This is a genomic window from Pelomonas caseinilytica (genome assembly GCF_021353235.1).
Classification (GTDB): domain Bacteria; phylum Pseudomonadota; class Gammaproteobacteria; order Burkholderiales; family Burkholderiaceae_C; genus Pelomonas; species Pelomonas caseinilytica.
The window spans coordinates 69006-93432 of record NZ_JAJTWT010000005.1 but is presented as its reverse complement, the minus strand read 5'-3'; the positions used below and the strand labels follow the sequence as shown (position 1 = coordinate 93432).

Below are 24427 nucleotides of genomic sequence, written 5' to 3'. Positions count from 1 at the left end.
AATCAAGAGTAGTCAATGGACTTGCTAGAATGCGTCCTTAGGACGCATTCTAGCAAGATGACCAACATTTTGGAAGACTTTTCGCCATGACGGCAGCAGTTGTGCGGGCAACGTTTGACTCGTTGTCTTTTATGGGATACCCTACGTCCTTAGGACGTAGGGTATCCCAACGCGCGCGATTTTTTGCTTCGCGGATTAGGCATGTCGTTTGCCTCATCTAGGCTATGGTCAATCAAAGCTTGACAGATGGTTATACGGCGGCCTACGCTTCGTCCTAAGGACGAAGCGTAGGCCGCCTTCCAACTTCTCAGGCTCCACAGCAGGTCCCGCCATGAGCACAGAAGAACACAAGCGCATCACCATCCCCGCTGCTTTGGCGCAAGTTCTGGGTGAGCGTGGCCTACCTACCGTTTCATACTACGAACTTGCAGTAGCGACTTGGCGGCTTTGCAAACGCACCGAGCTAAACGGCGTACCGCTTCGTGCGCATAAGGCGCACCTCGACTGGGCTGCCTTCAACCGCTACCACCAGTTGATGCTGCGGAATGGCATCCTCCGCCCCATTTCGGGCATCACAGGCCCACCGGTCTACCTGCTGATTGGGGCTGCCGTAACTGATGCGAAGGTACTTGCATGTGCGGCAGATCCCTTCTGCTACATCTCCCATCTCAGCGCTATGGAATTCCACGGTCTTACGGATCGAATGCCTGAGCAGTTATATATCTCATCGCCTGCTCACGGCCCGTGGAAAGAGTTCGCCGATGAGCAAATGCAAAAAGATTTGGGCGCAGAATTTGACGACTATATAAATGCGCGGCTACCGCAGCTGCAGCGATCAAGACCGGAGAAGCTACTTGGGAAGCCTGTACATCAAGTCACCAGTATTCACCTAGGCGCCTTTCGCCATCTGAAAGATCAGCACATACGCGTCGCGACTCGCGGACGCACCTTCCTTGACATGCTACGCGAGCCCCAGTTGTGCGGTGGCATTAACCATGTCCTAGATGTGTTTAGGGAACACGCGCAGTCTTCACTGCGCTTAATATTGGATGAGTTGGACCAACACGGTAAACCTATCGAGAAGGTTCGGGCTGGTTGGATTCTTGAAGCCCTATGCCACATTCGTGATGTCAGAATCGACGCTTGGACAGCTTTCGCCCAGCGTGGCGGTTCGCGTAAGCTGGATGCGTCGGCAGACTACAGCGCAGACTTCTCTGAACGTTGGGCGCTTTCCCTCAACGTACCCATCCTCATAAATGAGCAAACTTAACTTGGTCGCTTGGGTCGAAGCGGAAGCCGATGCCGGTCGTCGCGAATTTCGACAAGCTGTCCATCTGATTCTTCGAGCCATTGCTCAGTCTGAGAAGCTGGCACCCATCATGGTCATGAAGGGTGGGATTTTGTTAGCGATCCGGTATCAAAGTACTCGGTTCACTAAGGACGTGGACTTCTCGACACAGCGGAAGCTCCAAGAGGTCGATGTGCCAGGCTTCATCGATCAAATGCAGAAGGCCTTGGAGCAGGTTAGTCTTGAGAACGACTACGGCTTGGCAATTGCGCTGCAATCTCAAGTCCTGAATCCGAAGCGAGCAGATAGCCTTTTTGCCACGCTGCAGATGAAGATTGGTTACGCAAATCGCGCCGTACCCAACGAGCTCAAAAAACTGGCCGCAGGCCAATCCGCCAAAGCAGTTCAAATTGACTACAGCTTCAACGAATGGGCCTCAGACGTTGAGACTGGCGAGATTGATGGCGGCCTGCTCGCGATGTATGCCTATCACGACCTAATTGCCGAGAAAATCCGCTCAGTATTGCAGCAGCCAATTCGCAATCGCTCTCGATTTCAGGATATCTACGACCTCTGTCTCTTGTTGGATTGCATTGAATTCAACGATGAAGACCGGGCTTCCGTATTGGCTAAATTGATGTCAGCCTCTGAAGATCGCAAAGTGCCGATGGATCCCATGGCACTGCGTAGCGAGCAGCTGCGGGAACTGTCGCAGCGAGACTATCCGCAAGTAGTCACGCTGATCGCGACTAAGCCCCCCCAGTTCGACGATGCATACGCTCGCGTCCAGGCCTTCTACGAAAGTCTTCCTTGGCCAGAACAGTCGACAACGCACTGAAGCGCAATTCCTAGACTCAGTCACTGCCTGTATTTGAACGAGTGCAGCAGACCATCGCGGCACTGGCCAGCATGAAGCGCCTTCTGGTATTACAACTGCCCACGATAGTTGCTTGTGCTGCTTTCAGCACCGCGGCGCATGCATGGGGCGCTAACGTTCACCGCCTCGTCGCCCAACTTGCTCAGGGCATATTCCACGCGACCGCGGATACCGTTCCGCTCCGATGGCGGACAGCATTCCCCCGACATGGCGGACATCGAGGCCGCCCCCAAGGCCGGCGTGATCAGCCACACAGCAGCCTGCAGACGGCGGTGCTGGACACCACCGTGCAACCCAAGGCGTTCGCGCACCCGACCGACAGCCGCTTGCTCAACCGCACCAGCGAGCAACTGGTGGCCGCTGCCCAGAAGGCGGGCGTCGCGCTGCGCCAGAGCTACGCGCGAGTGGGCAAGTCGAGTTGAGGGCCAGTAAGCATGCGCCTTGGCCGCCCGAATCGACAGGGGTTGCGCACCGGCAGCTTGGATGCGGATTGTCGACGTAGCACGTTTGCTATACATTTGAGCGATGCGCTCCGCCACCTTTCCGCCCATCCGCGTCAAGCCCGAGGTTCGGGCCGAAGTCGAAGCCGTCTTGCGGGACGGCGAGTCGCTGACCCAGTTCATCGAGGAAGCAGTCGTTGCGGCCGCAGCTTGGCGTCGCGTGCAGGCCGAGTTCGTCAACCGCGGCGAGGCGGCGATTGAGCGTTGGAAGCAAGAAGGCGGCGGCCGTACGGTCGACGAGGTCATGGCCGGCTTACAGGGGCGCCTTGACGACGCGAAACGTCGAGCAGCTGAACGCACTGGCCGGTGAAGCCCGTCTACAGCGTCACGCTGCTCGAAGAGGCAGTTGCCGACCTTCAGCGCCTGGAGGACTTCGCCATCGAACGTGAACTGGCGAGTGAAACGCCGGATTGGACGACGCCGCAGTGCGCGCTCGACGCGATCATCGAGGGGATGCGTCTACTGTCCTGGTCGCCTTTCACGTGCCGGAAGGCGGAACTGGGGAATGGCCGCTCGCGTGAATTGATCGTGCCATTTGGCGGCGCGGGCTATGTTGTGCTGTTCGAAGTTGTCGGCAACGACGTGGTCGTGGGTGCTGTTCGACACCAGCGCGAAGAAGACTACCGCCACTGAAATCGGGCGCCAGGCCAGGCGGTGACGCTGCGACGCGACGACTCCTGTCGGCCACGCTTATCGCCTTCTGAGTCACCGGGCAGCTTCGTGCCCAAAGCAGAGCTCGCCAAATCAGCAGCAGGCTGGAAGCTGTCAGCAGCCCAACTTGCCGGCATCGGCCCCGTGACCGCCTCGGCGCTCGTCGCCACGATCGGCGACTTCACACAGTCCAAGAACGGCGCGCAGTTCGGCTCGTGGCTGGGGCTGGTGCCCAGGCAGAACTCCAGCGGCGGCAAGACGGTGCTGGGCCGTATCACCAAACGCGGTGACGACTACCTGCGCACGCAGCTGATCCAGGGCGCCAAGCCGGCCCTCATGACAGCCCACAAACGCAACGACAAGATCTCGCAATGGCCCCTCGCAAATACCTTCGCCCGCGGTCCAATCCGGACCTGCCGCCACTGGGCGCGACGCGGGTGCTGAATTCAGTTGCGAGGACGCCTGCGGCTGATGCACTTACAGGGAGCGTAGCGCGATGCGCGTAAAGGAGTCTGAAGACGCCGCATCAGCGCCCGCTGGTGAAATTACCGGGCGATCCTGACGGGCGCGCTGATGCGCCGCCCCTAGGATGCCGACCTGCTGCCAGCCTGGCGGCCTTCCTCTGGAGTTTGACGTGACCCTCGCCTCCCCGCTTCGCCCGCTGTTCGCCGCCGGCCTGATGGCCCTTCACCTTGGCGCCGGTGCGGCGCCGGCCGCCCCGGCCGCCACCGCCACTTTCGACACCACGCCGCGGCCGGGCCAGCACCAGCGCCTGCAGATCGACATGCAGGCCACCGTGAAGATGCGTGCCGAGGCCGGCCCGGATGCAACCGAAGCCCAGCGGGCCCAGGCCGCCCAGGCGGCCGAGAAGATGGCCCAGATGGGGCCGATGAAGATGACGATGCACATGCAGCAGACGCTGAAGGTCGGCAATCCCGATGCCGACGGCTGGCTGCCGCTGACGGTGGACGTCGGCGCCAAGAGCGGGCAGATGGAAGTGGGCGGCAAGGTCATGCCCATGCCCAACCAGAAGGTCTCGGACCTGAGCGTCACCGCCCGCTTCAACCCGCGCGACTTCAGCGTCGAGGTGCAGAATGTGGAAGGCGCGCCCCAGCTCGGCGAGATGATGCGCACCCAGGGCAATGCCATGGTGAACGAGGCGCTGCAGCTGTCCAAGGCCCTGAGCCAGAAGCCGATGAAGGTCGGCGAGAGCGTTGACCTGCCCTTGAACCTGGCTCTGCCGATGCCCCTGCCCGGCGGCGCGGGCAACATGGGTGGCCAGGTGCGCTACACCCTCGTCCGCCTGGAACGCGGCATCGCCTACTTCGACCTCGGCATGGACCTCAAGGTGGACGCCGACGTGCCGGTTCCGACGCCGAGGGCTCCCCAGGCCGCCTCGGCACCCGAGGGTGGCGCCGCGGCCTCCGCGCCCGAGGGTGGTGCCGCCTCCGCGCCGACGGCGGCGCCCAAGGCCATGCACATGCGCATCAGCGGCCATGGCCAGGGCACGAGCCAGTTGCGCCTGGCCGACCGCCTGCCGCTGGCCAACAAGCTGTCCATGGACATGCAGATGACCATGGAGATGCCCGACAACGGCATCATGCACATGGACATGGACATGCTGATGACTGCCAAGGGCGAGTCGCTGGCCCGGCCGGCCTCGCCCAAGGCCGGCGCCAAGGCGGACAAGAAGAAGTCCTAACCCGCTTGCTCGACGACGACGAAGCTGACCGCGTAGTCGCTCTCGTCGCTGAGCGTGACCTGCCCGCTCAAGGCCCGCTCGGAGAACCATTCCGCCAGCGGGCCGCCCAGCTTGAGCACGGGCTTGCCGCTGGGCTGGTTGAGGATCTGGCAATCGGGCATGCGCATGGGCAGGTGCAGGCCCAGGCCGATGGCCTTGCTGAAGGCCTCCTTGGCCGAGAAGCGGGTGGCCAGGTAACGCAGGCCGCGCGCTTCGGATCGCGCCCGGCGGGCGCGGAAGACCTGCAGTTCATCCGGGCCCAGCACCTTCTCGGCGAAGCGCTCGCCACGCCGGGCCAGCGTCGCCTCGATGCGGCGGATGTCGCAGATGTCGGTGCCGATGCCGAAGACCGCCACGGCGTCAGACGTAGGCGGTGGCGATGACGCGCAGATAGCTGCGCACCGTCTCGGCATAGCCCAGTTCCAGCGCGTCGGCGATGAGGGCATGGCCGATGGAGGCCTCCTGGACGCCCGGCACATGGCGCAGGAAGACGCTGAGGTTGTCGCGGTTCAGGTCGTGGCCGGCGTTCAGGCCGAGGCCGGCCTTCAGCGCCGCGACGGCGGCGGCCGTGAAACCGGCGAGCACCGCGTCCTGGCGCTCGGTGCCGAAGGCGCTGGCGAAGGTCTCGGTGTAGAGCTCGACACGGTCGGCGCCCGCCTCGGCCGCAGCGGCCATCGCCTCCGGATGGGGGTCCATGAAGAGGCTGACGCGCACGCCCAAGTCACGAGCTTCGCGGATCAGCGGCCTCAGCCGTTCGGCGTCGGCCGGGAAGGTCCAGCCGTGGTCCGAGGTGAACTGGTCCTCGGCGTCGGGCACGAAAGTGACCTGGTGCGGCCGGTGCCGCCGCACGAAATCCATCAGGTTCTGCGTCGGGTTGCCCTCGATGTTGAACTCGGCCTGGGGCCAATCCTTGAGGAAGGCGGCGAGATCGTCGACATCGCCAGACCGGATGTGGCGGGCATCGGGCCGGGGGTGCACGGTGATGCCATGGGCCCCCGCGAGCAGGCATTGCTCGGCCGCGCGCAGCACGCTGGGGATGCCGAGGTGGCGGGTGTTGCGCAGCAGGGCCACCTTGTTGACGTTGACCGACAGGGCGCAATGCGCGGCGGCAGGGGCGAGCGGATTCATGTGTCGAGCAGTTGTTGCACGTCCACCATCAGCGCGCGGGTGCGCAGCGGCTGGTGGCCGAGATGGTAGTGGAGCAGGCCGCGCAGCGTCGTCTTGAGGGCCTGCGGCGCCGTGGCGCAGGCCTGGCGCAGGGCCGCCGGGCTGCCGTGCAGCAGGGCGGCCTGCAGCTGGATCAGCAGGGTGCCGGGCAGGCTGGCGTCGCCGGTGGGCGGGATGAGGCCGGACTCGGGCGAGAGCTGGTAGCGGCGGTCGGGGTCGACGTGGGCCTGGGTCGTCGTGACGACGCTGAGGTCGGGCAGCAGGCCGAGTTCGGCGAGCAGCTTGAGTTCGAAGGCGCGCAGGGCCGCATCGCCCTCGCCCAGGTGGGCCAGGGCGTCGGCGTAGGCGTCGAAGAGCTGGGGATGCGGGTCGTGGCGGGCCAGCAGCTTGAGCAGCAGCTCGTTGAGGTAGTAACCGGAAAACAGCGCGGCACCGCTGGGCAGCGTCGCGCCGCCGCCCCACTCCGCGCTGCGCAGGGTCTGCACCTCGCCGCCGTCGGCCTTGGCGGGCTTGCTCAGGGAGACGGTGATGCGCTGCAAGGGCAGCAGCACGGCACGCAGCTGCGAATAAGGCCGCTTGGCGCCCTTGGCCGCCACGGCGATACGGCCCGACTCGCGCGTGAACAGGTCGAGGATGAGGCTGGACTCGCTCCAGTCGTGCTGGTGCAGCACGTAGGCGGGCTGCTGCGACGGGCTGCGGGCGCTCATTGACGGCCCTTGGGATCGAGCCGGGTCACTCGTAGCCGTAGCTGCGCAGATGCTCTTCGCTGTCCGCCCAGCCCGAGCGCACCTTGACCCACAGCTCCAGGAAGACGCGGCCGTCCATCAGGTGCTCGAGCTCCTGGCGCGACTCCGAGCCAATGCGCTTCAGGCGCTCGCCCCCCTGGCCGATGATCATCCCCTTGTGGGCATCGCGCTCGACGATGATGCTGGCGCTGATGCGGCGCAGTTCTCCCTCGTCCTCCCACTTGTCGATGACGACGGTGGAGGTGTAGGGCAGCTCGTCGCCAGTCAGCCGGAAGAGCTTCTCGCGGATGATTTCGCTGGCGAGGAACTTCTCGCTGCGGTCGGTCAGCGCGTCTTCCTCGTAAAACCAGCCCTGCTCGGGCAGGTAGGGCTTGAGGATCTTGAACAGCCGGGTGACGTCGGCTTCCTTCTTGGCCGACAGCGGCACGAACTCCGCGAAGTTGCGGCGTTCGGCCATGCCCTTGAGCCAGGGCGCCAGCTCGGCGCGGCGGTGCACGGCGTCCAGCTTGTTGGCCACCAGAACGACCGGCTTGTCCTCGGGCAGCAGGGCCAGCACCTTGGCGTCGTCCAGGCCGAAACGACCCGCCTCGACGACGAAGAGGACGAGGTCCACGTCGGCCAGCACACCGTGCACGGTGCGGTTGAGGTTGCGGTTGAGCGCGGCGTTGTGCTTGGTCTGGAACCCGGGCGTGTCGACGAAGACGAACTGGGCCTCGTCGACCGTGCGCACGCCGGTGATGCGGTGGCGGGTCGTCTGCGCCTTGTCGGAGGTGATGCTGACCTTCTGGCCGACGAGGGCGTTGAGCAGCGTGGACTTGCCCACGTTGGGGCGGCCGACGATGGCGATCAGGCCACAGCGTTGAGGCGCCGGCGGCGCGGCTTCGGTGGCGGGCGGGGGCACGGTCATGATCGGCTGCCTCGTTCGGCGGTGAGTCGGTCCAGCAGGCGGCGGGCCGCCTCCTGCTCGGCGGCGCGGCGGGAGCGGCCCTCGCCGAGCGCGGCCACATCCAGGGCCGGCACAGCGCATTCGACCTCGAAGGTCTGGGCGTGAGCCTGGCCGCGGGTGGCGACGATGCGGTAGCTCGGCACGGCGATGCGGCGCGCCTGCAGCCATTCCTGCAGGGCGGTCTTGGCGTCCTTGGCGAAATCCCCGGCGTCGCTCGCGGTCGCGATGGTCTCGCCGAGCAGCCGGCGCACGATGCCCAGGGCCGCCTCGTAGCCGGCGTCGATGTAGGCGGCACCGAGCAGGGCTTCGACCGCGTCCGCCAGGATAGACGGGCGCTGGGCGCCGCCGCCGCGGGCCTCGCCCTCGGACATGCGCAGCACCTCGGGCAGGCCCAGGGCCAGGGCCAGGCGATGCAGGCTGTCCTCGCGCACGAGGTGGGCCCGCACGCGGGTCAGGTCGCCTTCGTCGGAACCGGCATAGCGCTCGTAGAGCAGGCTGGAAACCGCCAGGCTGAGCACCGCATCGCCGAGGAACTCGAGGCGTTCGTTGTGGTCGGCGCCGTAGCTGCGGTGGGTCAGGGCCCTGGCCAGCAACTCGGGCCGCTGGAAGCGGTGGCCGAGGCGGCGCTGGAGGGCATCGAGCGCGGCGCTCATCGTCGAAGGGTCATGGTCAGTGGGACCGGCCGCGGTACTTGATCAGCAGGTAGACGGGACCGAAGAGGTCGACTTCCTTGTCCCAGGCGAACTCGATGACGACCTTGTCGTTGCCGTCCTTGGTGACGACGAGGTCGCTGCTCTTGAGGCTCTGGATGGAGTATTCGACCTGGGTGGCCTTGTCGAACTCCTGGCGCACCTGGGGCACGGTGGCGGGGTTGCTCGCGGCGATGCGGTCGACGACGCGCTGGACGGTGTAGTACTCCAGCACGGTCGGGAAGACCTTCATCGCCACCACGGCGAGCACCGCGATGACGCCGCCCCAGAACAGCAGGCCGATCAGCGTGAGGCCACGTTGGCGGTGGCAGGTGGACGGCGAGGTTAGGCGGCGGTGGCTCATCTGATGCGTCAATCGAAGAAAGTGCCGATGCGCTTGAGGTTACCGAAATTCATCCAGACCATGAAGGCTTTGCCGACGATGTTCTCGTCGGGCACGAAACCCCAGAAGCGCGAATCGCGCGAGTTGTCACGGTTGTCGCCCAGCATGAAGTAGTGCCCGGCCGGCACCTTGCAGGTCACGCCCTCGAGGCTGTAACGACAGTTCTCGCTGAAGGGGAAGGGGCCGTCGGCCCGGTCGGCGCGGAAATAGCGCTGGGCGTTGGGCTCGACGAGGATCTGGTGTTCCTTGGCGCCCAGCTTCTCGAGGAAGCGCTGCCGGTAGACGCGCGCATCTTCGTCGTAGAAGTTGCCCTGGGGCTGGGTGGGCGCCAGCTGACCGTTGATGTAGAGCTTCTGGTTGACGTAGGACACCTCGTCGCCGGGGATGCCGGCCACGCGCTTGATGAAGTCGGTCGACGGGTCCTCGGGGTAGCGGAAGACCATCACGTCGCCGCGCTGCACGTCGTGGTTGGAGACGATCTTCTTGTTGATCACCGGCAGCCGGATGCCGTAGTGGAACTTGTTGACCAGGATGAGGTCGCCCACGAGCAGCGTCGGCACCATGGAGCCCGACGGGATCTTGAAGGGCTCGAACAGGAAGCTGCGCAGCAGGAAGACGACGAGGATCACCGGGAAGAGGCCGGCGGTCCAGTCCAGCCACCACGGCTGCTGCAGGATCTGCTGGCGGGCCGGCTCGATGTCGCCGTCGACGCGGGAAATGCCCTGGGCGGCCAGGTTCTCGCGCCGCTTGGCGTCGTTGTCGACCAGGTTCTGGGCGGCGGCGCGGCGGGCCGGCGCGAAGTGGAAGCGCTCGGCCAGCCAATACAGCATGGTCACGGCGGTGAGGATGAAGAGCAGCAACGCGAAGTTGCCGCTCCAGCGACCGACGTACCAGCCGCCCAGGTAGGCCACCAGGGCTGCGTACAAAACACCGGTCAGTGCGCTCATCAGGGAGGTTTTCAAGGCAGGGGAATCCGGGCGGGTGTGGGGTTAGTCGTCGACCTGCAGGATGGCGAGGAAGGCTTCCTGCGGCACCTCGACCGAGCCGATCTGCTTCATGCGCTTCTTGCCGGCCTTCTGCTTTTCCAGCAGCTTGCGCTTGCGGGTGATGTCGCCGCCGTAGCATTTTGCCAGCACGTTCTTGCGCAGCGCCTTGATGTTCTCGCGGGCGATGATGTTGGCGCCGATCGCGGCCTGGATGGCCACGTCGTACATCTGCCGCGGGATCTGCTCGCGCATCTTGGCCGCCACCGCCCGGCCGCGGTACTGGCTCTGGCTGCGGTGGACGATCATGGCCAGCGGGTCGACCTTGTCACCGTTGATCAGGATGTCGACCTTGACGACGTCGGCGGCGCGGTACTCCTTGAACTCGTAGTCCATGGAGGCGTAGCCGCGCGAGGCCGACTTCAGCTTGTCGAAGAAGTCCAGCACGATCTCGGCCAGCGGGATCTCGTAGGTCAGCATGACCTGCTTGCCGTGGTAGGCCATGTTGAGCTGGATGCCGCGCTTCTGGTTGGCCAGGGTCATGACGACGCCGACGTAGTCCTGCGGCATGTAGAGGTGAACCGTCACGATGGGCTCGCGGATCTCGCGGATGCGGCCGGGGTCGGGCATCTTGGACGGGTTCTCGACCTGCAGCACGGTGCCGTCGTTCAGCTCCACCTCGTAGATGACGCTGGGCGCCGTCGTGACGAGGTCCTGGTCGAACTCGCGCTCCAGGCGCTCCTGGACGATCTCCATGTGCAGCAGGCCCAGGAAGCCGCAGCGGAAGCCGAAGCCCAGGGCCTGGCTGACTTCGGGCTCGAAGCGCAGCGAGGAGTCGTTGAGGCTGAGCTTTTCCAGTGCGTCGCGCAGCTGGTCGTACTCGCTGGCCTCGGTCGGGTACAGGCCCGCGAACACCTGGGGCTGGATCTCCTTGAAGCCCGGCAGCGGCTCCGTCGCGGGGCCGGCGTTGTTCGGGAGCTTCTTTTCCAGGGTGATGGTGTCGCCCACCTTGGCGGCGGCCAGTTCCTTGATGCCGCAGATGACGAAGCCCACCTCGCCGGCCTTGAGCGAGTCGCGGTTCTCGCTCTTGGGGGTGAAGACGCCCAGGTGCTCGATGCCGTAGATGGCGTTGGTGGCCATCAGCCGGATGCGCTCGTTCTTGCGCAGTTCGCCGTCCACGACACGCACCAGCATGACGACGCCAACGTAGTTGTCGAACCAGGCATCGATGATCATGGCCCGCGGCGGGCCGTCGGCGTTGCCTTGGGGCGGCGGCATGCGGGCGATGACGGCCTCGAGGATTTCGTCGATGCCCATGCCCGTCTTGGCCGAGCAGGGGATGGCGTCCGTCGCGTCGATGCCGATGACGTCCTCGATCTCCGCCTTGGCGTTGTCGGGGTCGGCCGACGGCAGGTCCATCTTGTTGAGCACCGGCACGACCTCGACGCCGAGATCCAGCGCGGTGTAGCAGTTGGCCACCGTCTGCGCTTCCACGCCCTGGGAGGCGTCCACCACCAGCAGCGCACCCTCGCAGGCCGACAGCGAGCGACTGACCTCATACGAGAAGTCGACGTGGCCGGGCGTGTCGATGAGGTTGAGGTTGTAGACCTGGCCGTCCTTGGCCGTGTACTGCAGCGCCGCCGTCTGCGCCTTGATGGTGATGCCGCGCTCGCGCTCCAGGTCCATGGAGTCCAGCACCTGCGCTTCCATCTCGCGATCGCTCAAGCCTCCGCAGCGCTGGATGATGCGGTCGGCCAGCGTGCTCTTGCCGTGGTCGATGTGGGCAATGATGGAGAAGTTGCGGATGTGGTTCATGCTCGTCGGCTGCACGGATCGCTGGGGCTACAACGGCGAACGCCGTTGCGTTGGAGGCTCATATCGCGCAGCGATGTGAAGGCCCGCCAGGGCCGTGCCGTAAACAAAAAAAAGGCACGTCGAAGAGGTGACGCGCCTTCCAACAAAAGGTATGGCAACTGCTTGTTGGGCTTCCATTGTAGCCAAAAGGGTCGGCCGGGAAACCGCACCAGCATTGGTTTCCCGCCCGTTGCAGGCTGCCAACAAGGATTTTAACCACAGCTTATCCACAAGTTCTTGTGGATCGCCTGTGGATCAAATCGGGGTCCCGCCAGCGGCCGGCTATTCCGTCGCGGGACACCGCCTTCCAGGTCTCTTCGGGCAGTGATTTTAGCTGCCGGAGCGAACAATCCCGGCGTCTTCAAAAAAGTTAGCCGGCGCCAACTTCCAGAAACGGTGGACAACCTCGCCGGCTTGCTTGCCGCATGGCGGAAAGACCGAGCCGGCGAATGAGGTTTGAGCGTCAACGCCCGGGTTTGAGCAGCACGAAGCTGGTGACGTCGTCCCGCCGCACCACCAGGTTGATGACCTTGCTCTTCTCCGCCTTGGCGATCTGCGCCTGGAAGGCCTTGACCGACGCCACCTCGACGTTGTCCACCGACAGGATGAGGTCGCCCTCGCGCAGGCCCGCCCGGGCGGCGGCGCCGGTGGCGCTGTCGACCTTCACGCCGGCCTTGAGCTTGAGTTCCTTGCGCTGGGCCTCGGCGATCTCGGACACCTTCAGGCCGAGTGCGGCGCTCGGGCCGGTCGGGGCTGCCGGCTCGGCGCTACTGCCGTCGTTGCCGCTGCCGGGCTTCTTGCTGCGCTCGTCTTCGCCAATGGTCACGACGATGTCCTTGGTGGCGCCGCGGCGGAAGACGGTCAGCGTGGTCTTGGCGCCAGGTTTGACGGCGGCGACCAGGCGACGCAGGTCGGCGGCGCGGTCCACGGTCTTGCCGTCGACCTTGGTGACGACGTCGCCCCCCTCGATGCCGGCCTTCTCGGCCGGGCTGCCGGCGACGACGGAGCGGATCACGGCGCCCTGCGGCTTGCCCAGACCGATGGCTTCGGCGATCTCCTTGGTGATGTCGTCCGGCAGCACGCCGAGGTAGCCGCGCACGACACGGCCGCCCGCACGCAGCTCGTCGGCCACGCGCACGGCCTCGGCGATGGGAATCGCGAAGGAGATGCCCATGTAGCCGCCGTTCTGGCTGTAGATCTGGGAGTTGATGCCGATGACCTCGCCGCGCATGTTGACCAGCGGGCCGCCGGAGTTGCCCGGGTTGATGGCCACGTCGGTCTGGATCAGCGGCAGCAGGTCGCCGGTGTCGCGCTGCTTGGCGCTGATGATGCCGGCGGTGACGGTGTTCTCCAGGCCGAAGGGCGAGCCGATGGCCATGACCCATTCCCCGACCTTGGCCTTGTTGCTGTCGCCGACCTTGACCACGGGCAGGCCGCTCGCTTCCACCTTGACGACGGCCACGTCGGAGCGCTGGTCGGCACCGATGAGCTTGGCCTTGAGCTCGCGCTTGTCGGTCAGCGTGACGATGACCTCGTCGGCCCCCTGGACGACGTGGGCATTGGTCATCACGTAGCCGTCGGCGCTCAGGATGAAACCCGAGCCGACGCCGCGGCGCATGGGGCCGTCGTCGTCGGGCGTGCCGCCGCCGCGCGGGGCACCGCGGCGTTGGTTGGGCACGGGGATGCCGAAGCGGCGGAAGAACTCCTGCATCTGCTCGTTCATCTCCGCCTGGCCTTCGCTCATCTTGACCTTCTCGGCCGTGCGGATGTTGACGACGGCAGGGCCGACGCGCTCGACCAGTTCACTGAAGTCGGGCAGTTCGCGGGACTGGGCGGTGGCGGGCGTCTGGCCGAAGACGATGGCCAGGGCCAGCGCCGTGCCGGACAGCAAGCGGCGCGCGCGGACGGACTCGGGACGGTTCTCAGCGTGCATGGGAAGGTTCCAGTTTTGGACGAGGCAACGGCGGATGAAACGGTGGAAATGGGGCAGCGGGCCGGCGCTTCAAGGTTGAGGCTGCGAAGCCGCCGGCTCGGGCAGGGCCAGGCCCCAGTCGATGATCTCCGGCACGGCCTGCGCCGGCAAGCCGGACTCCTGCGGCGCGCCCAGGCCCGGCAGGGTACGGCCGGCGGCCGTTTGCGCAAAGCTCATGCCGCTAAGCACCTGGGCATGCGGCGTGACAAACGGCGCCTCGGCCAGGCTCGGTTCCGGCGCCGTCGGCGGGCGCAAGGCGCCGAACCCCACGGCCACCGCCACGAAGCTGGCCGCGACGGCCAGAGGGGCGAACCAGTCGCGCCGCGGCGTGCGTTCGGCCGGCGATGCCGGCATCCGCGCATGCAGGGCATCGAGCAGCGACTGCGGGTCCCGATGCAAGGCCGGCAGTTCGGCTGAGCGCAGGCCGTCGCCCGCGGCATGCCAGAGCGCCCAGCGTTCGCGCAGCGACGGGTCCTGATCCCAGGCCGCATTCACGCGGGCCCAGTCGGCGGCCGTGGCCCGGCCGTCCATCACGGCGGACAGCGCCGCGTGCAGCTCGAGCTGCGAGCCGGTGTTCACCATGGCCGCCCTCCCCCGCCCAGCAGCGCACGCAGCCGCGAGGCGACCGCCTCGCGGGCGCGGAAGATGCGCGAACGCACCGTGCCCGGCGGGCAGTCCATCAGATCGGCGATCTCGTCGTAGCTCAAACCATCCACCTCTCGCAGCAACAGCGCACGGCGCTGGTCCTCGGCCAGGGCTGCGACCGCTTCGTCCAGGCCGCGAGCCAGCTGGCGGCTGGCGAGCAGGGCCTCGGGGGTCGCATGGTCGCTTGGAGCCGGGTCGGTGCCGAAAGTTCCCTCGCCTTCGTCCAGGGATTCGACCGGCCGCTGGCGGGCGCGATGCCCGTGATGGCGCTTGGCGGCGTTGATGGCGATGCGGTAGACCCAGGTGTAGAACGCGCTCTCGCCGCGGAAGGCGGGCAAGGCGCGATAGGCCGCCAGGAAGGTTTCCTGGCAAAGGTCGGCCACGTCGGCGGGATCGCGCACGCTGCGCGAGAGCAGGCGCTCGACGCGGCGCTGGTACTTGAGCACCAGCATGTCGAAGGCGGCGCGGCTGCCGGCCTGGGCTTCGCGGACCAGGAAGGCGTCGGCCTCGGCGTCATTGCCGGCGCTCATGGGGCGGCCTGCCCCGCTGGCGCAGCGAAAAGGGCGACGATGGCCTGGACCGCCGGCAGGGGCTCGATCTGGACGACGACCGGCGGCGTGCGGCGCATCGCCGGCCGGCTCTAGACGCGCTTGAAGATCAGCGTGCCGTTGGTGCCGCCGAAGCCGAAATTGTTCTTCGCGGCGATCTCGATCTTCATCGGCCGCGCCTCGTTGGCGCAGTAGTCCAGGTCGCACTCGGGATCCTGGTTGAAGATGTTGATCGTCGGCGGCGCGACCTGGTCGCGCACGGCCAGGGCCGTGAACACCGATTCGATGCCGCCCGCGCCGCCGAGCAGGTGGCCGGTCATGGACTTGGTCGAGCTGACGACCATCTTCCTGGCATGGTCGCCGAAGGCCAGCTTGATGGCGTTGGTCTCGTTCACGTCGCCCAGCGGCGTGGACGTGCCGTGGGCGTTCATGTACTGGACCTGATCAGCATTGAGGCCGGCATTGCGCAGCGCCGCGCGCATGGAGCGCTTGGGGCCGTCCACGTTCGGTGCCGTCATGTGATAGGCATCCGCGCCCATGCCGAAGCCCGCCAGCTCGCAATAGATCTTGGCGCCGCGCTTGCGGGCGTGCTCGTACTCCTCGAGCACCAGCACGCCGGCGCCCTCGCCCAGCACGAAACCGTCGCGGTCCTTGTCCCAGGGGCGGGAGGCGGTGGCGGGGTCGTCGTTGCGGGTGGACAGGGCCCGCGCGGCCGCGAAGCCGCCGATGCCCAGCGGCGAGACCGCGCCCTCGGCGCCGCCCGCCACCATCACGTCGGCGTCACCGTACTCGATGAGCCGGCCGGCCTCGCCGATGGCGTGCAGGCCGGTGGTGCAGGCCGTCACGATCGCCAGGTTGGGGCCCTGGAAGCCGAACTGGATGGACACGTGGCCCGAGATCATGTTGATGATCGAGGCCGGGATGAAGAAGGGGGAGATCCGCCGCGGACCGCGGTTGATCAGCTCCGTCTTGGTTTCTTCGATCAGCGGCAGGCCGCCGATCCCCGAGCCGACGAGCACGCCGATGCGCTCGGCCTGCTCCTCGGTGAGTTGGTCGCCGGTCGGGAGACCGGCATCACGTACCGCCTGGATGGACGCCGCCAGCCCGTAATGGATGAAGTTATCCATGTGCCGGGCTTCCTTGGCGGGGATGTAGTCCTCGATCTTGAAGCCCTTGACCTCACCCGCGAACTGGCACGCCAGGTTGCTGGCGTCGAATCGGGTGACGGTGGCGATGCCGGAACGGCCGGCGAGGATGTTGGCCCAGCCTTCGGCAACGGTATTGCCGACGGGGCTGATCAGGCCAAGACCGGTGACGACGACGCGGCGACGAGTCATGCGGTACGGATCACGGAAGTTGCGAGAGAGGAGAAGGCGCTCAGGCCTTCTGGTGCTTGACGGCGTAGTCGATCGCCAGCTGCACGGTGGTGATCTTCTCGGCCTCTTCGTCGGGGATCTCGATGCCGAACTCGTCCTCGAGGGCCATCACCAGTTCCACGGTGTCCAGAGAATCGGCGCCCAGATCGGCGACGAAAGCCTTTTCGTTGGTGACGTCGGCTTCCGCCACGCCGAGTTGCTCGGCAATGATCTTCTTGACTCGTGCTTCGATATCGCTCATGAACTCCTCCAGGAGAGGTTTGCAGAAAACAGCCCGGCATTCTACGGGCTCTAGAGTTGTGCCCCTAAGACGGGGCTCAAGCAGGGATGAAAGGGGTCGCCGGCCGGCCCTCAGGCCATGTACATGCCGCCGTTGACATGCAGCTCGGTGCCGGTGATGTAGGCCGCGCCGGGCGAGGCCAGGAAGACCACCGCGGCGGCGATCTCGTCGGCCGAGCCCAGGCGCCCGAGCGGAATCTGGGCCAGCAGCGCGGCCTTCTGGGCTTCGGGCAGGACCTCGGTCATGTCGGTGGCGATGAAGCCGGGCGCGATGCAGTTGACCGTGATGCCGCGGCTGCCGAGTTCGCGGGCCAGCGAGCGGGTCAGGCCCGCGACGCCGGCCTTGGCGGCGGCGTAGTTGGCCTGGCCGGCATTGCCGGAGGCGCCGACGACCGAGGTGATGTTGACGATGCGGCCGGCGCGCTGCTTCATCATCGGCTTGGTGGCGGCCCGGGCCAGCCGGAAGACCGCCTTAAGGTTGGTGTCCAGCACCGCGTCCCAGTCGTCGTCCTTCATGCGCATGGACAGGCCGTCACGGGTGATGCCGGCGTTGTTGACGAGCAGGTGCAGGCCGCCCTCCTTGGCGACGATGTCGTCGACGGCGGCCTGGCTGGCGGCGGCGTCGGTCACGTTCAACACGATGCCGCGGCCGCCATGGGGCGCCAGGGCCTCGGTGATGCCGGCGGCGCCGGACTCGGACGTGGCGGTGCCGATGACACGCCAGCCGGCTTCGGCCAGGCGCTGGGCGATGGCACGGCCGATGCCGCGGCTGGCGCCGGTGACGAGGGCGACGCCCAGGGATGCGGATTCGGTCATGGCTTCAGGCTCCCAGGAGGGCACGGGCCTCGGCCAGCGAGGCGGGATCGAAGATGCAGGCGGCCTGCAGCTCAGCGTCGATGCGCTTGGCCATGCCGGTCAGCACCTTGCCGGGACCAGCCTCGATGAGATGGTGGACGCCACGCGCCTTGAGGGCCTGCACGACCTCGACCCAGCGCACGGGGCCGAAGGCCTGGCGGTAGAGGGCGTCGCGCAGCGCGTCGGCGCCGTCGGTCACGGCCACGTCGATGTTGTTGACGACCGGGAAGGCGGCCGGCTGGAACTGCACGCCGGCGAGCTTGTCCTTCAGCCGCTCTGCGGCGGGCTTCATCAGGCTGGAATGGAAAGGTGCGGACACCGGCAGCGGCAGGGCACGCTTGGCGCCCATGGCCTTGAGGATCTCGGCCGCCTTCTCGGCGCCGGCCTTGCTGCCGGCGATCACGGTCTGCTTGGGATCGTTGAAGTTGACGGCCTCGATGGCCTCGCCGGTCTCGGCCGCGGCCTTGGCGCAGCCTTCGCGGACGGCCTCGCCGTCGAGCCCGAGGATGGCGTACATGGCGCCGGCGCCGACGGGCACCGCCTCCTGCATGGCCTGGGCGCGGAAGCGCACCAGCGGCAGCGCGTCGGCCAGGCTCAGGGCGCCCGCGGCGACGAGGGCGGTGTACTCGCCCAGGGAGTGGCCGGCCGCGGCCACCGGCTTGGCGCCGGTCTCGGCCACGAAGGCGCGCCAGCAGGCGATGCCGGCGGTCAGCATCACGGGCTGGGTGTTGGTCGTCAGGTCGAGTTGTTCCTTGGGACCGGCGTGGATCAGGGCGCCGATGTCCTCGCCGAGGGCGGCCGAGGCCTCTTCCAGGGTGCGGCGGACTTCAGGATGGTCGGCAAAGGCGTCGAGCATGCCGACGGCCTGCGAGCCCTGGCCGGGGAAAACTACGGCGAACGGTGCAGTCATGGGATCGGAGAGAGACAGGGATCAGTAGTTGAGCAGCGCGGCGCCCCAGGTGAAGCCGCCGCCGACGCCTTCGAGCATCACGGTGTCGCCACGCTGGACGCGGCCGCTGCGCACGGCGGCATCCAGCGCCAGCGGCACGGAGGCCGCCGAGGTGTTGCCGTGCTCGTCGACGGTGACGATGAGCTTGTCCAGCGGCATGCGCAGCTTCTTGGCCGTGCCCTGCATGATGCGGATGTTGGCCTGGTGGGGGATGAGCCAGTCGATGTCGGCGTCGGTCATGCCGGCCTTGTCGAGCACCGAGCGGGCCACCTTGTCGAGCACGCCGACAGCGAGCTTGAAGACGGCCTGGCCGTCCATGCGCAGCAGCGGCGAGCCGATCACCTGGCCGCCGGAGACGGTGCCGGGGGTGCAGAGGATGTCGACGTGGCGCGCGTCGGCATGCAGCTCGGTGGCCAGGATGCCGGGCGTCTCGCTGGCGCCGAGGACGACGGCACCGGCGCCGTCGCCGAAGAGCACGCAGGTCGTGCGGTCCTTGAAGTCCAGGATGCGCGAGAAGACTTCCGCGCCGATGACCAGGGCCTTGGTCGCCGTGCCGCCCCGGATCATGGAATCGGCCACGCTGAGGGCGTAGACGAAGCCCGCGCAGACGGCCTGCACGTCGAAGGCCGCGCAGCCGAAGGCACCGAGCTTGCGCTGCAGCAGGCAGGCCGTCGAGGGGAAGACCATGTCGGGCGTGGAGGTCGCGACGATGATGAGGTCGAGTTCCTCGGCCTTCACGCCGGCCGCCTCCAGCGCGGCCTGGGCCGCCGGGAAGGCCAGGTCGCTGGAGGCCTGGTCGGGCGCCGCGAAATGGCGGGCGCGGATGCCGGTCCGCTCGACGATCCAGTCGTCGGAGGTCTCGATGCCGTCGGCGGCGAGGCGGTCGGCCAGGGCCTGGTTGGTCACGCGGTCCGGCGGCAGGAAGCTGCCGGTGCCGAGGATGCGGGAGTAGCGGGGAGAGGTGTGTGCGGAAGGGCTCATGCAGCCTGCGCGACGGAATCCGCCGCGTTGTCTCCGGCATCGGTCGCCCTGGCTTGCAGCGTGGCGACGATGCGGTCGTGGACCCGGTCAAGCAGCCGGTTGCGGGCGGCATCATAAGCGCGGGCCAGCGCCATCTCGAAAGCGAAGGCGTCGGCCGAGCCGTGGCTCTTGAACACGAGGCCCCGCAGTCCCAGCAGGGCCGCGCCGTTGAAGCGCCGGTGGTCGACGCGGTTCTTGAAGGCGTTGAGCACCGGCATCGCGACCAGGGCCGCCGCCTTGGTCAGCAGGTTGCGGCTGAACTCCTCCTTGATGAAGGCGCCCATCATGGTGGCCAGGCCCTCGGAGGTCTTGAGCATGACGTTGCCGACGAAGCCGTCGCAGACGACGATGTCCGTCGTGCCCTTGTAGATGTCGTTGCCTTCGACGTTGCCGAAGAAGTTGATCCGGCCCGACGACCCTTCCGCGCGCAGCAGCTCGCCCGCCTGCTTGATGGTCTCGCTGCCCTTGATGGCTTCCTCGCCGATGTTGAGCAGGCCGACGCTGGGCTCCTCGTTGCCCTCGACGGCCGCCACCAGGGCACTGCCCATGACGGCGAACTGCAGCAGGTGCTCGGCCGTGCAATCGACGTTGGCGCCCAGGTCCAGCACCGTCGTGAAGCGCCCCCGCTGGTTGGGCATGACGGTGGCGATGGCCGGGCGATCGATGCCGTCCAGGGTCTTGAGCAGCACCTTGGCCACGGCCATCAGGGCGCCGGTGTTGCCGGCCGAGACGCAGGCGTGGGCCGAGGCCGGATTGCCGTCGCGGTCGGCCCTGAGCTGCTGGATGGCGACGCGCATCGAGGAGTCGCGCTTGCGGCGCAAGGCCACCTCGATGGGGTCGTCCATGGTGACGACCTCGCTGGCGGCGACGACGCGGCAGCGCGGCCAGGCCGCCGCGGCCGTCAGCGCCTCGGGCTTGCCGACGAGCAGGAGCTCGGCGCCGGGGTGCTTGTCGAGGAAGGCGCGGCAGGCCGGCAGCGTGACCGAGGGGCCGTGGTCGCCACCCATGCAGTCGACGGCCAGGCGGATCGGTTCGGACGAGGGACTACTGGTCATTGCAGTGGTTTGGGTGAGCCACAAAGACCAAACCCGGCGCTGCGCGGTGCGCAGGCCGGGTCGGCAGATTCTTCAGCGGTGCGGCGGCGCGCCTGGCGACGCCGGGCGTCATCAGGCCGCGTCGGCCTTGCTCTTCAGCACCTTGCGGCCACGGTAGAAGCCGTTGGGGCTGATGTGGTGACGCAGGTGCACTTCGCCCGTCGTCGGCTCGATGGCCGTGCCCGGGTTGACCAGGGCGTTGTGGGAACGGTGCATGCCGCGCTTGGAAGGCGACTTCTTGTTTTGCTGGACGGCCATGAAATTCTCCGAATGCGGGTGCGGTGCTGGGGGTTGCGACCCCAGGAAGCGAGAACGAGGCTCGAGCTCCAGGCCGCAGAAAAGCCCGCGAGTGTAGCACCGAATGCCCGCTCCGCCAAACCACGCCGTTCGACCGGCCCGCCTCGGCGTGCGACGACATGGCCTCAGGCGCTGCCGCCACGCTTGAGCGCCGCGAGCTTGGCGAAGGGGTTGGGGCGCTCTTCCTCCACCTCGGCGGCGCCGGCCTCGTCCTGGTGAACCAGGGGCTCGGGGCAGGCCTCGTGGCGCGGCACCAGCGGCAGGGCCAGCAGCAGCTCGTCCTCGATGAGCTCGCGGGCATCGAGGTGGCGCGGCAGGGCGAGCACGTCGTCATCGCTATCGGCGTCGAGCGCCGCGGCCTCGGCCTCGGTGTCGACGAAGCGGATCCAGCGGTCCACCTCGAGCGCCTCCTCGACGGGCTGCAGGCAACGCTGGCAGGTCAGGGCGACATGGGCCTGCGCTGCCAGGTGCAGCCAGACCTGGGCCGCGCCGCCCTTGGGTTGGCGGATTTCGCCATGCAGGCTCCAGCGGACCGCCGGCCAAGCCTCCGCCGGGGACTCCGGCGCGCCGAAGTCGGCCAGCCGCTCCAGGGTGGCCGCGGGCCATTCGCCGTCCAGGCTGGCGCCGTCGCGGGCGAAGGCGGCGAGGTCAAGCTTCTCGGGGACGAAGGCGCGCGGTTTCATGGAACGGAGTTTAGGCGGGGGACAATGCCCTGATGCCTGCTCTGATCCTCGCCTCCACGTCTCCCTACCGGCGCGAGCTGCTGGCCCGCCTGCGCCTGCCCTTCGAGGCGGCGGCATCCCAGGTCGACGAAACCGCCCTGCCCGGCGAGGCGCCGGCGGCACTGGCCGAGCGGCTCGCCCTGGCCAAGGCGCGGGCCGTCGCCGCCCAGCGGCCCGGCGCCGTCGTCATCGGCTCCGACCAGGTGGCGGACCTGGACGGCGAGACCATCGGCAAGCCCGGCACGCATGAGGTGGCCACCGCCCAGTTGCGCCGCATGAGCGGGCGGGAAGTGATCTTCCAGACGGCGGTGGCCGTCGTCGCGCCGGGCTTGGCGGCCATCGAGCGCGCCGAGGTGCGGGTGCGCTTCCGCGAACTGAGCGACGCCGCGATCGAGGCCTATCTGAAAGCCGACCGGCCCTACGACTGCGCCGGCAGCGCCAAGGTCGAGAGCCTAGGGATCGCGCTGCTGGACGCCGTCGTATCCGACGACCCCACGGCCCTGATCGGCCTGCCGCTGATCCGCACCTGCGCCCTGCTCCGGCGCGCCGGCCTGGAGCCGCTGGCGTGAAGAAGGGTCGCCTCATCCTCATGCCCAACACGCTGGACTTCGGCGTGGACGACAGCCTCGACCTGCGCACGGTGCTGCCGCAGCGGGTGATCGAGACCGCCGCACGGCTCACGCACTGGGCGGCCGAGAACGCGAAAACGACGCGAGCCCTGCTCAAGCGCGTGGACGCGCTCACGCCGCTGGCCCAGCCGCTGCAGGCCCTGCACATTGCCGAACTGCCGCGGCCAGCCAAAGGTGGCAAGCCGGCGGGCGATGACGCAGTAGCCTGGCGCGCCCTGCTACAGCCGGCACTGGACGGGCATGACCTCGGCCTGATCTCGGAGGCCGGCCTGCCGGCGGTGGCCGACCCGGGCGCGCGCCTGGTGGCATTGGCGCACCAGGCGGGTGTCGAGGTGCTGCCGCTGTCGGGTCCGAGCTCGCTGCTGCTGGCCCTGGCCGCCAGCGGGCTGAATGGGCAGAGCTTCGCCTTCGTCGGCTATCTGCCGGTGGACGGCGCGGCAAAGACGGCACGGATCCGCGAGCTGGAAGCCCTGTCGGCCAAAGCTCAGCAGACCCAGTTGCTGATCGAAACGCCCTACCGCAACGAGGCTTTACGCCAGGCCCTGCTGAACACGCTGAAGCCGGGCACGCGGCTGTCGATCAGCGTTGGATTGACGCTGCCCGGTGGCTGGACGCACACCGCGACGGTGGCCGACTGGAAGCGGGGCGGTTCGGCCGCCCTGCCCGACCGCATCCCGGCGGTGTTCGCGATCCTCGGCTAAGCGCTTCGTGCCGTTGGGGAGCTATGCACTAGCCCTGGCATCGCATGTAAGCGCACCGTGACCCGTGATGCCGGCACCTCGGCCGCCAGCGCAGACCCGGCACCGGAGCCGCCTTTTGCAGAGGGGGCACGTCTGAGATCAAAGTAGGCGCACAGCCCCAAGGCAGCAGCACTACTACGCGTTGGGCGCACGACGGACAGCCACCAGCTCGCGCTCAATCGCCGCCATCAACGCCGCGCCAGACTCCGCGAACGCGGTGGCGCACTTGAGCAGGACTGCGATCGAAGGCTGACGCTCGCCTCGCTCGAGCTTGCCGTAATACGAGCGGTCAATGCCCGCCAACAGGGCAAAGGCGTCTTGGGCCACACCACGTTCGAGGCGCATGGCCCGCAGAACCGTCCCACAGGCTTTTGCCACTGAAGGGTCAAACGAGTCAGACCGTGGCGTCGCACGGACCGTCGTGCGTTTGAGAGGAACTTTTGCCGGAGCCACCCAACGAGGTTCGCAGGCGTTGCATGATCAGGCCACGGCATATATGCTGTCATCTATCTAGCCCTCAGTTGAGGTGGCGATGAGCAAGATCCCTGTTCAGCAAAACACGTCCTGGCTCGACAGGCCGCTCTGCCGACGTTACGTCTTCGCCAAGTTCAAAACCCTGCGTCTGCCCATCCGGGATGGCGATGCGGTCAAACACCTCGCGTGGCGCTGGGCGCTCAGACTCTTCAAGCAGAGCGAGTACGAGATCCTGGGCGCCTGGCCGGCGCGCGCCGCGCTTGCTCACGCGGCCCGGGACCTATGCGCACGGGGCATTGAGCACATCAGGGAGATTGCCATAAAGAGCGGGGCGGCTCGACCGCCCTGCCCGACCGCATCCCTGCGGCCTTCGCGATCCTTGCGTAGCACTGAACGACAGAGCGATTGGTGGGAAATCGCCTTCGGCAGCCCTTTCAATCTGGCCTATGGATTACGGCGTTCGGCGGAGGATCGCGGCGACGTATCAACGAGCGAGGTGGTCGCAGAAGGCCTTGAGCATGCGCCTCGCAAAAGCGGCGTCCTTCGCACTCAAGGCGGCAAGCCACGTTTCAATCATGAGCGCGTCGGATGACGGCTGCGGAGGCACCTCTTCGAGCAATGCGCCGCAGGTGGAGCCTAAAACCGCCGCCAACCGCTCAAGCGTCAGCAGCGATGGCACATGCTTGCCCCGCTCGAACCTTGACAGCGTTTCCGTATCGACTCCGAGCCGCTCTGCTACACCGGCTTGCGTCAGTCCGAGCGCCTTGCGACGCGCTGCCAGGTTGCGTCCCAGTCGAACCGGCAGCTCACCTTGAGCTGCCTCATCGAGCTTTTGCCGGGGACGTCGTTGATCGGCCATTTTTGTTGAGTTGCGAATCAACACTTATGGTTGCCCCAGACGTCGCCCTGCGCCAGAATCTGAATCGTTGGCTCGTCAGTCAACAGATTGCACCGACATCCCCGCAGATGTCGGAGCTGATGG

29 protein-coding genes and 1 pseudogene are annotated in these 24427 nt (G+C 67.1%); 9 read left to right on the top strand and 21 right to left on the bottom strand.

The window, feature by feature from the left end; translation table 11 throughout:
* Positions 1 to 331 precede the first annotated feature (331 nt).
* The 7 genes and pseudogenes from LXT12_RS13260 (at position 332) to LXT12_RS13230 (ending at position 5018) form a co-directional block, all read left to right on the top strand.
* Positions 332 to 1270: a type IV toxin-antitoxin system AbiEi family antitoxin domain-containing protein gene (locus LXT12_RS13260; protein ID WP_233392664.1), complete on the top strand. Its 939-nt coding sequence runs from the start codon at positions 332 to 334 to the stop codon at positions 1268 to 1270.
* Entirely contained in the window at positions 1257 to 2126 is an 870-nt protein-coding gene (locus tag LXT12_RS13255) for a nucleotidyl transferase AbiEii/AbiGii toxin family protein (protein ID WP_233392663.1), read from the top strand. Before LXT12_RS13260 ends, LXT12_RS13255 begins: the two co-directional genes overlap by 14 nt.
* A 311-nt stretch (positions 2127 to 2437) precedes the next feature.
* On the top strand, positions 2438 to 2587 hold the full coding sequence (locus LXT12_RS13250; protein ID WP_233392988.1) for a hypothetical protein: 150 nt from the start codon (positions 2438 to 2440) through the stop codon (positions 2585 to 2587).
* 103 nt (positions 2588 to 2690) lie between these two features.
* Positions 2691 to 2975 carry a YlcI/YnfO family protein gene (locus tag LXT12_RS13245; protein ID WP_233392662.1) on the top strand — a complete coding sequence of 95 codons (285 nt, stop codon included), beginning with the start codon at positions 2691 to 2693 and terminating at the stop codon, positions 2973 to 2975.
* Positions 2972 to 3298 carry a type II toxin-antitoxin system RelE/ParE family toxin gene (locus LXT12_RS13240; protein ID WP_233392661.1) on the top strand — a complete coding sequence of 109 codons (327 nt, stop codon included), beginning with the start codon at positions 2972 to 2974 and terminating at the stop codon, positions 3296 to 3298. The genes LXT12_RS13245 and LXT12_RS13240 overlap by 4 nt, the downstream gene beginning before the upstream one ends.
* Before the next feature lie 135 nt (positions 3299 to 3433).
* Positions 3434 to 3691 (top strand): annotated as a pseudogene (locus LXT12_RS13235) (transposase); the annotation flags it as partial.
* A gap of 259 nt (positions 3692 to 3950) precedes the next feature.
* The gene (locus tag LXT12_RS13230; protein ID WP_233392660.1) at positions 3951 to 5018 is read left to right on the top strand and encodes a hypothetical protein; all 1068 of its coding nucleotides are present in this window, start codon (positions 3951 to 3953) and stop codon (positions 5016 to 5018) included.
* Here LXT12_RS13230 and acpS read toward each other — a convergent pair.
* From acpS to LXT12_RS13135, 19 genes are all read right to left on the bottom strand, one after another.
* Entirely contained in the window at positions 5015 to 5413 is a 399-nt protein-coding gene (gene acpS / locus LXT12_RS13225; RefSeq protein WP_233392659.1) for a holo-ACP synthase, read from the bottom strand. The genes LXT12_RS13230 and acpS overlap by 4 nt on opposite strands.
* A 4-nt stretch (positions 5414 to 5417) precedes the next feature.
* Entirely contained in the window at positions 5418 to 6185 is a 768-nt protein-coding gene (locus tag LXT12_RS13220; RefSeq protein WP_233392658.1) for a pyridoxine 5'-phosphate synthase, read from the bottom strand.
* Positions 6182 to 6931 carry a DNA repair protein RecO gene (gene recO / locus LXT12_RS13215; protein ID WP_233392657.1) on the bottom strand — a complete coding sequence of 250 codons (750 nt, stop codon included), beginning with the start codon at positions 6929 to 6931 and terminating at the stop codon, positions 6182 to 6184. Before recO ends, LXT12_RS13220 begins: the two co-directional genes overlap by 4 nt.
* Positions 6932 to 6956: 25 nt before the next feature.
* The gene (gene era / locus LXT12_RS13210; protein ID WP_233392656.1) at positions 6957 to 7877 is read right to left on the bottom strand and encodes a GTPase Era; all 921 of its coding nucleotides are present in this window, start codon (positions 7875 to 7877) and stop codon (positions 6957 to 6959) included.
* Positions 7874 to 8569 carry a ribonuclease III gene (rnc, locus tag LXT12_RS13205; RefSeq protein WP_233392655.1) on the bottom strand — a complete coding sequence of 232 codons (696 nt, stop codon included), beginning with the start codon at positions 8567 to 8569 and terminating at the stop codon, positions 7874 to 7876. Before rnc ends, era begins: the two co-directional genes overlap by 4 nt.
* 16 nt (positions 8570 to 8585) lie before the next feature.
* Positions 8586 to 8969 (bottom strand): DUF4845 domain-containing protein, encoded by a 384-nt coding sequence (locus LXT12_RS13200; protein WP_233392654.1) that lies wholly within the window; start codon positions 8967 to 8969, stop codon positions 8586 to 8588.
* Positions 8970 to 8977: 8 nt separating this feature from the next.
* A complete protein-coding gene (gene lepB / locus LXT12_RS13195; protein ID WP_233392653.1) occupies positions 8978 to 9955 on the bottom strand; it encodes a signal peptidase I in 978 nt (325 codons plus the stop codon).
* A 42-nt stretch (positions 9956 to 9997) separates the two neighbouring features.
* Positions 9998 to 11806: a translation elongation factor 4 gene (gene lepA / locus LXT12_RS13190; RefSeq protein WP_233392652.1), complete on the bottom strand. Its 1809-nt coding sequence runs from the start codon at positions 11804 to 11806 to the stop codon at positions 9998 to 10000.
* A gap of 502 nt (positions 11807 to 12308) precedes the next feature.
* Positions 12309 to 13778, bottom strand: a complete 1470-nt coding sequence (locus LXT12_RS13185; RefSeq protein ID WP_233392651.1) for a DegQ family serine endoprotease — start codon at positions 13776 to 13778, stop codon at positions 12309 to 12311.
* Between the two features lie 69 nt (positions 13779 to 13847).
* Positions 13848 to 14399 (bottom strand): sigma-E factor negative regulatory protein, encoded by a 552-nt coding sequence (locus LXT12_RS13180; protein WP_233392650.1) that lies wholly within the window; start codon positions 14397 to 14399, stop codon positions 13848 to 13850.
* A complete protein-coding gene (locus tag LXT12_RS13175) occupies positions 14393 to 14992 on the bottom strand; it encodes a sigma-70 family RNA polymerase sigma factor (RefSeq protein WP_233392649.1) in 600 nt (199 codons plus the stop codon). The genes LXT12_RS13180 and LXT12_RS13175 overlap by 7 nt, the downstream gene beginning before the upstream one ends.
* A 110-nt stretch (positions 14993 to 15102) precedes the next feature.
* Positions 15103 to 16347, bottom strand: a complete 1245-nt coding sequence (gene fabF, locus LXT12_RS13170; RefSeq protein WP_233392648.1) for a beta-ketoacyl-ACP synthase II — start codon at positions 16345 to 16347, stop codon at positions 15103 to 15105.
* A 40-nt stretch (positions 16348 to 16387) separates the two neighbouring features.
* On the bottom strand, positions 16388 to 16627 hold the full coding sequence (acpP, locus tag LXT12_RS13165) for an acyl carrier protein (protein WP_056204266.1): 240 nt from the start codon (positions 16625 to 16627) through the stop codon (positions 16388 to 16390).
* Between the two features lie 110 nt (positions 16628 to 16737).
* On the bottom strand, positions 16738 to 17481 hold the full coding sequence (gene fabG, locus LXT12_RS13160; RefSeq protein WP_233392647.1) for a 3-oxoacyl-ACP reductase FabG: 744 nt from the start codon (positions 17479 to 17481) through the stop codon (positions 16738 to 16740).
* Positions 17482 to 17485: 4 nt separating this feature from the next.
* A complete protein-coding gene (gene fabD / locus LXT12_RS13155) occupies positions 17486 to 18430 on the bottom strand; it encodes an ACP S-malonyltransferase (RefSeq protein WP_233392646.1) in 945 nt (314 codons plus the stop codon).
* Positions 18431 to 18451: 21 nt separating this feature from the next.
* Positions 18452 to 19450, bottom strand: coding sequence for a beta-ketoacyl-ACP synthase III (locus LXT12_RS13150; RefSeq protein ID WP_233392645.1), 999 nt, complete (start codon positions 19448 to 19450; stop codon positions 18452 to 18454).
* Entirely contained in the window at positions 19447 to 20544 is a 1098-nt protein-coding gene (gene plsX / locus LXT12_RS13145) for a phosphate acyltransferase PlsX (RefSeq protein ID WP_233392644.1), read from the bottom strand. The genes LXT12_RS13150 and plsX overlap by 4 nt, the downstream gene beginning before the upstream one ends.
* 111 nt (positions 20545 to 20655) lie before the next feature.
* Positions 20656 to 20841 (bottom strand): 50S ribosomal protein L32, encoded by a 186-nt coding sequence (gene rpmF / locus LXT12_RS13140; protein ID WP_233375308.1) that lies wholly within the window; start codon positions 20839 to 20841, stop codon positions 20656 to 20658.
* A 164-nt stretch (positions 20842 to 21005) separates the two neighbouring features.
* Positions 21006 to 21563 carry a YceD family protein gene (locus tag LXT12_RS13135; RefSeq protein ID WP_233392643.1) on the bottom strand — a complete coding sequence of 186 codons (558 nt, stop codon included), beginning with the start codon at positions 21561 to 21563 and terminating at the stop codon, positions 21006 to 21008.
* A gap of 32 nt (positions 21564 to 21595) precedes the next feature.
* Here LXT12_RS13135 and LXT12_RS13130 point away from each other — a divergent pair, with 32 nt between their 5' ends.
* Together LXT12_RS13130 and LXT12_RS13125 are read left to right on the top strand one after the other, a co-directional pair.
* The gene (locus LXT12_RS13130) at positions 21596 to 22171 is read left to right on the top strand and encodes a Maf family nucleotide pyrophosphatase (RefSeq protein ID WP_233392642.1); all 576 of its coding nucleotides are present in this window, start codon (positions 21596 to 21598) and stop codon (positions 22169 to 22171) included.
* Between the two features lie 20 nt (positions 22172 to 22191).
* A complete protein-coding gene (locus LXT12_RS13125; RefSeq protein WP_233392974.1) occupies positions 22192 to 22932 on the top strand; it encodes an SAM-dependent methyltransferase in 741 nt (246 codons plus the stop codon).
* A 174-nt stretch (positions 22933 to 23106) separates the two neighbouring features.
* Here the strand turns inward: LXT12_RS13125 and LXT12_RS13120 are convergent, their stop codons facing one another.
* Entirely contained in the window at positions 23107 to 23349 is a 243-nt protein-coding gene (locus tag LXT12_RS13120; RefSeq protein WP_349255025.1) for a helix-turn-helix domain-containing protein, read from the bottom strand.
* A 580-nt stretch (positions 23350 to 23929) separates the two neighbouring features.
* Positions 23930 to 24328 carry a helix-turn-helix domain-containing protein gene (locus LXT12_RS13115; RefSeq protein ID WP_233392640.1) on the bottom strand — a complete coding sequence of 133 codons (399 nt, stop codon included), beginning with the start codon at positions 24326 to 24328 and terminating at the stop codon, positions 23930 to 23932.
* Positions 24329 to 24427 lie beyond the last annotated feature (99 nt).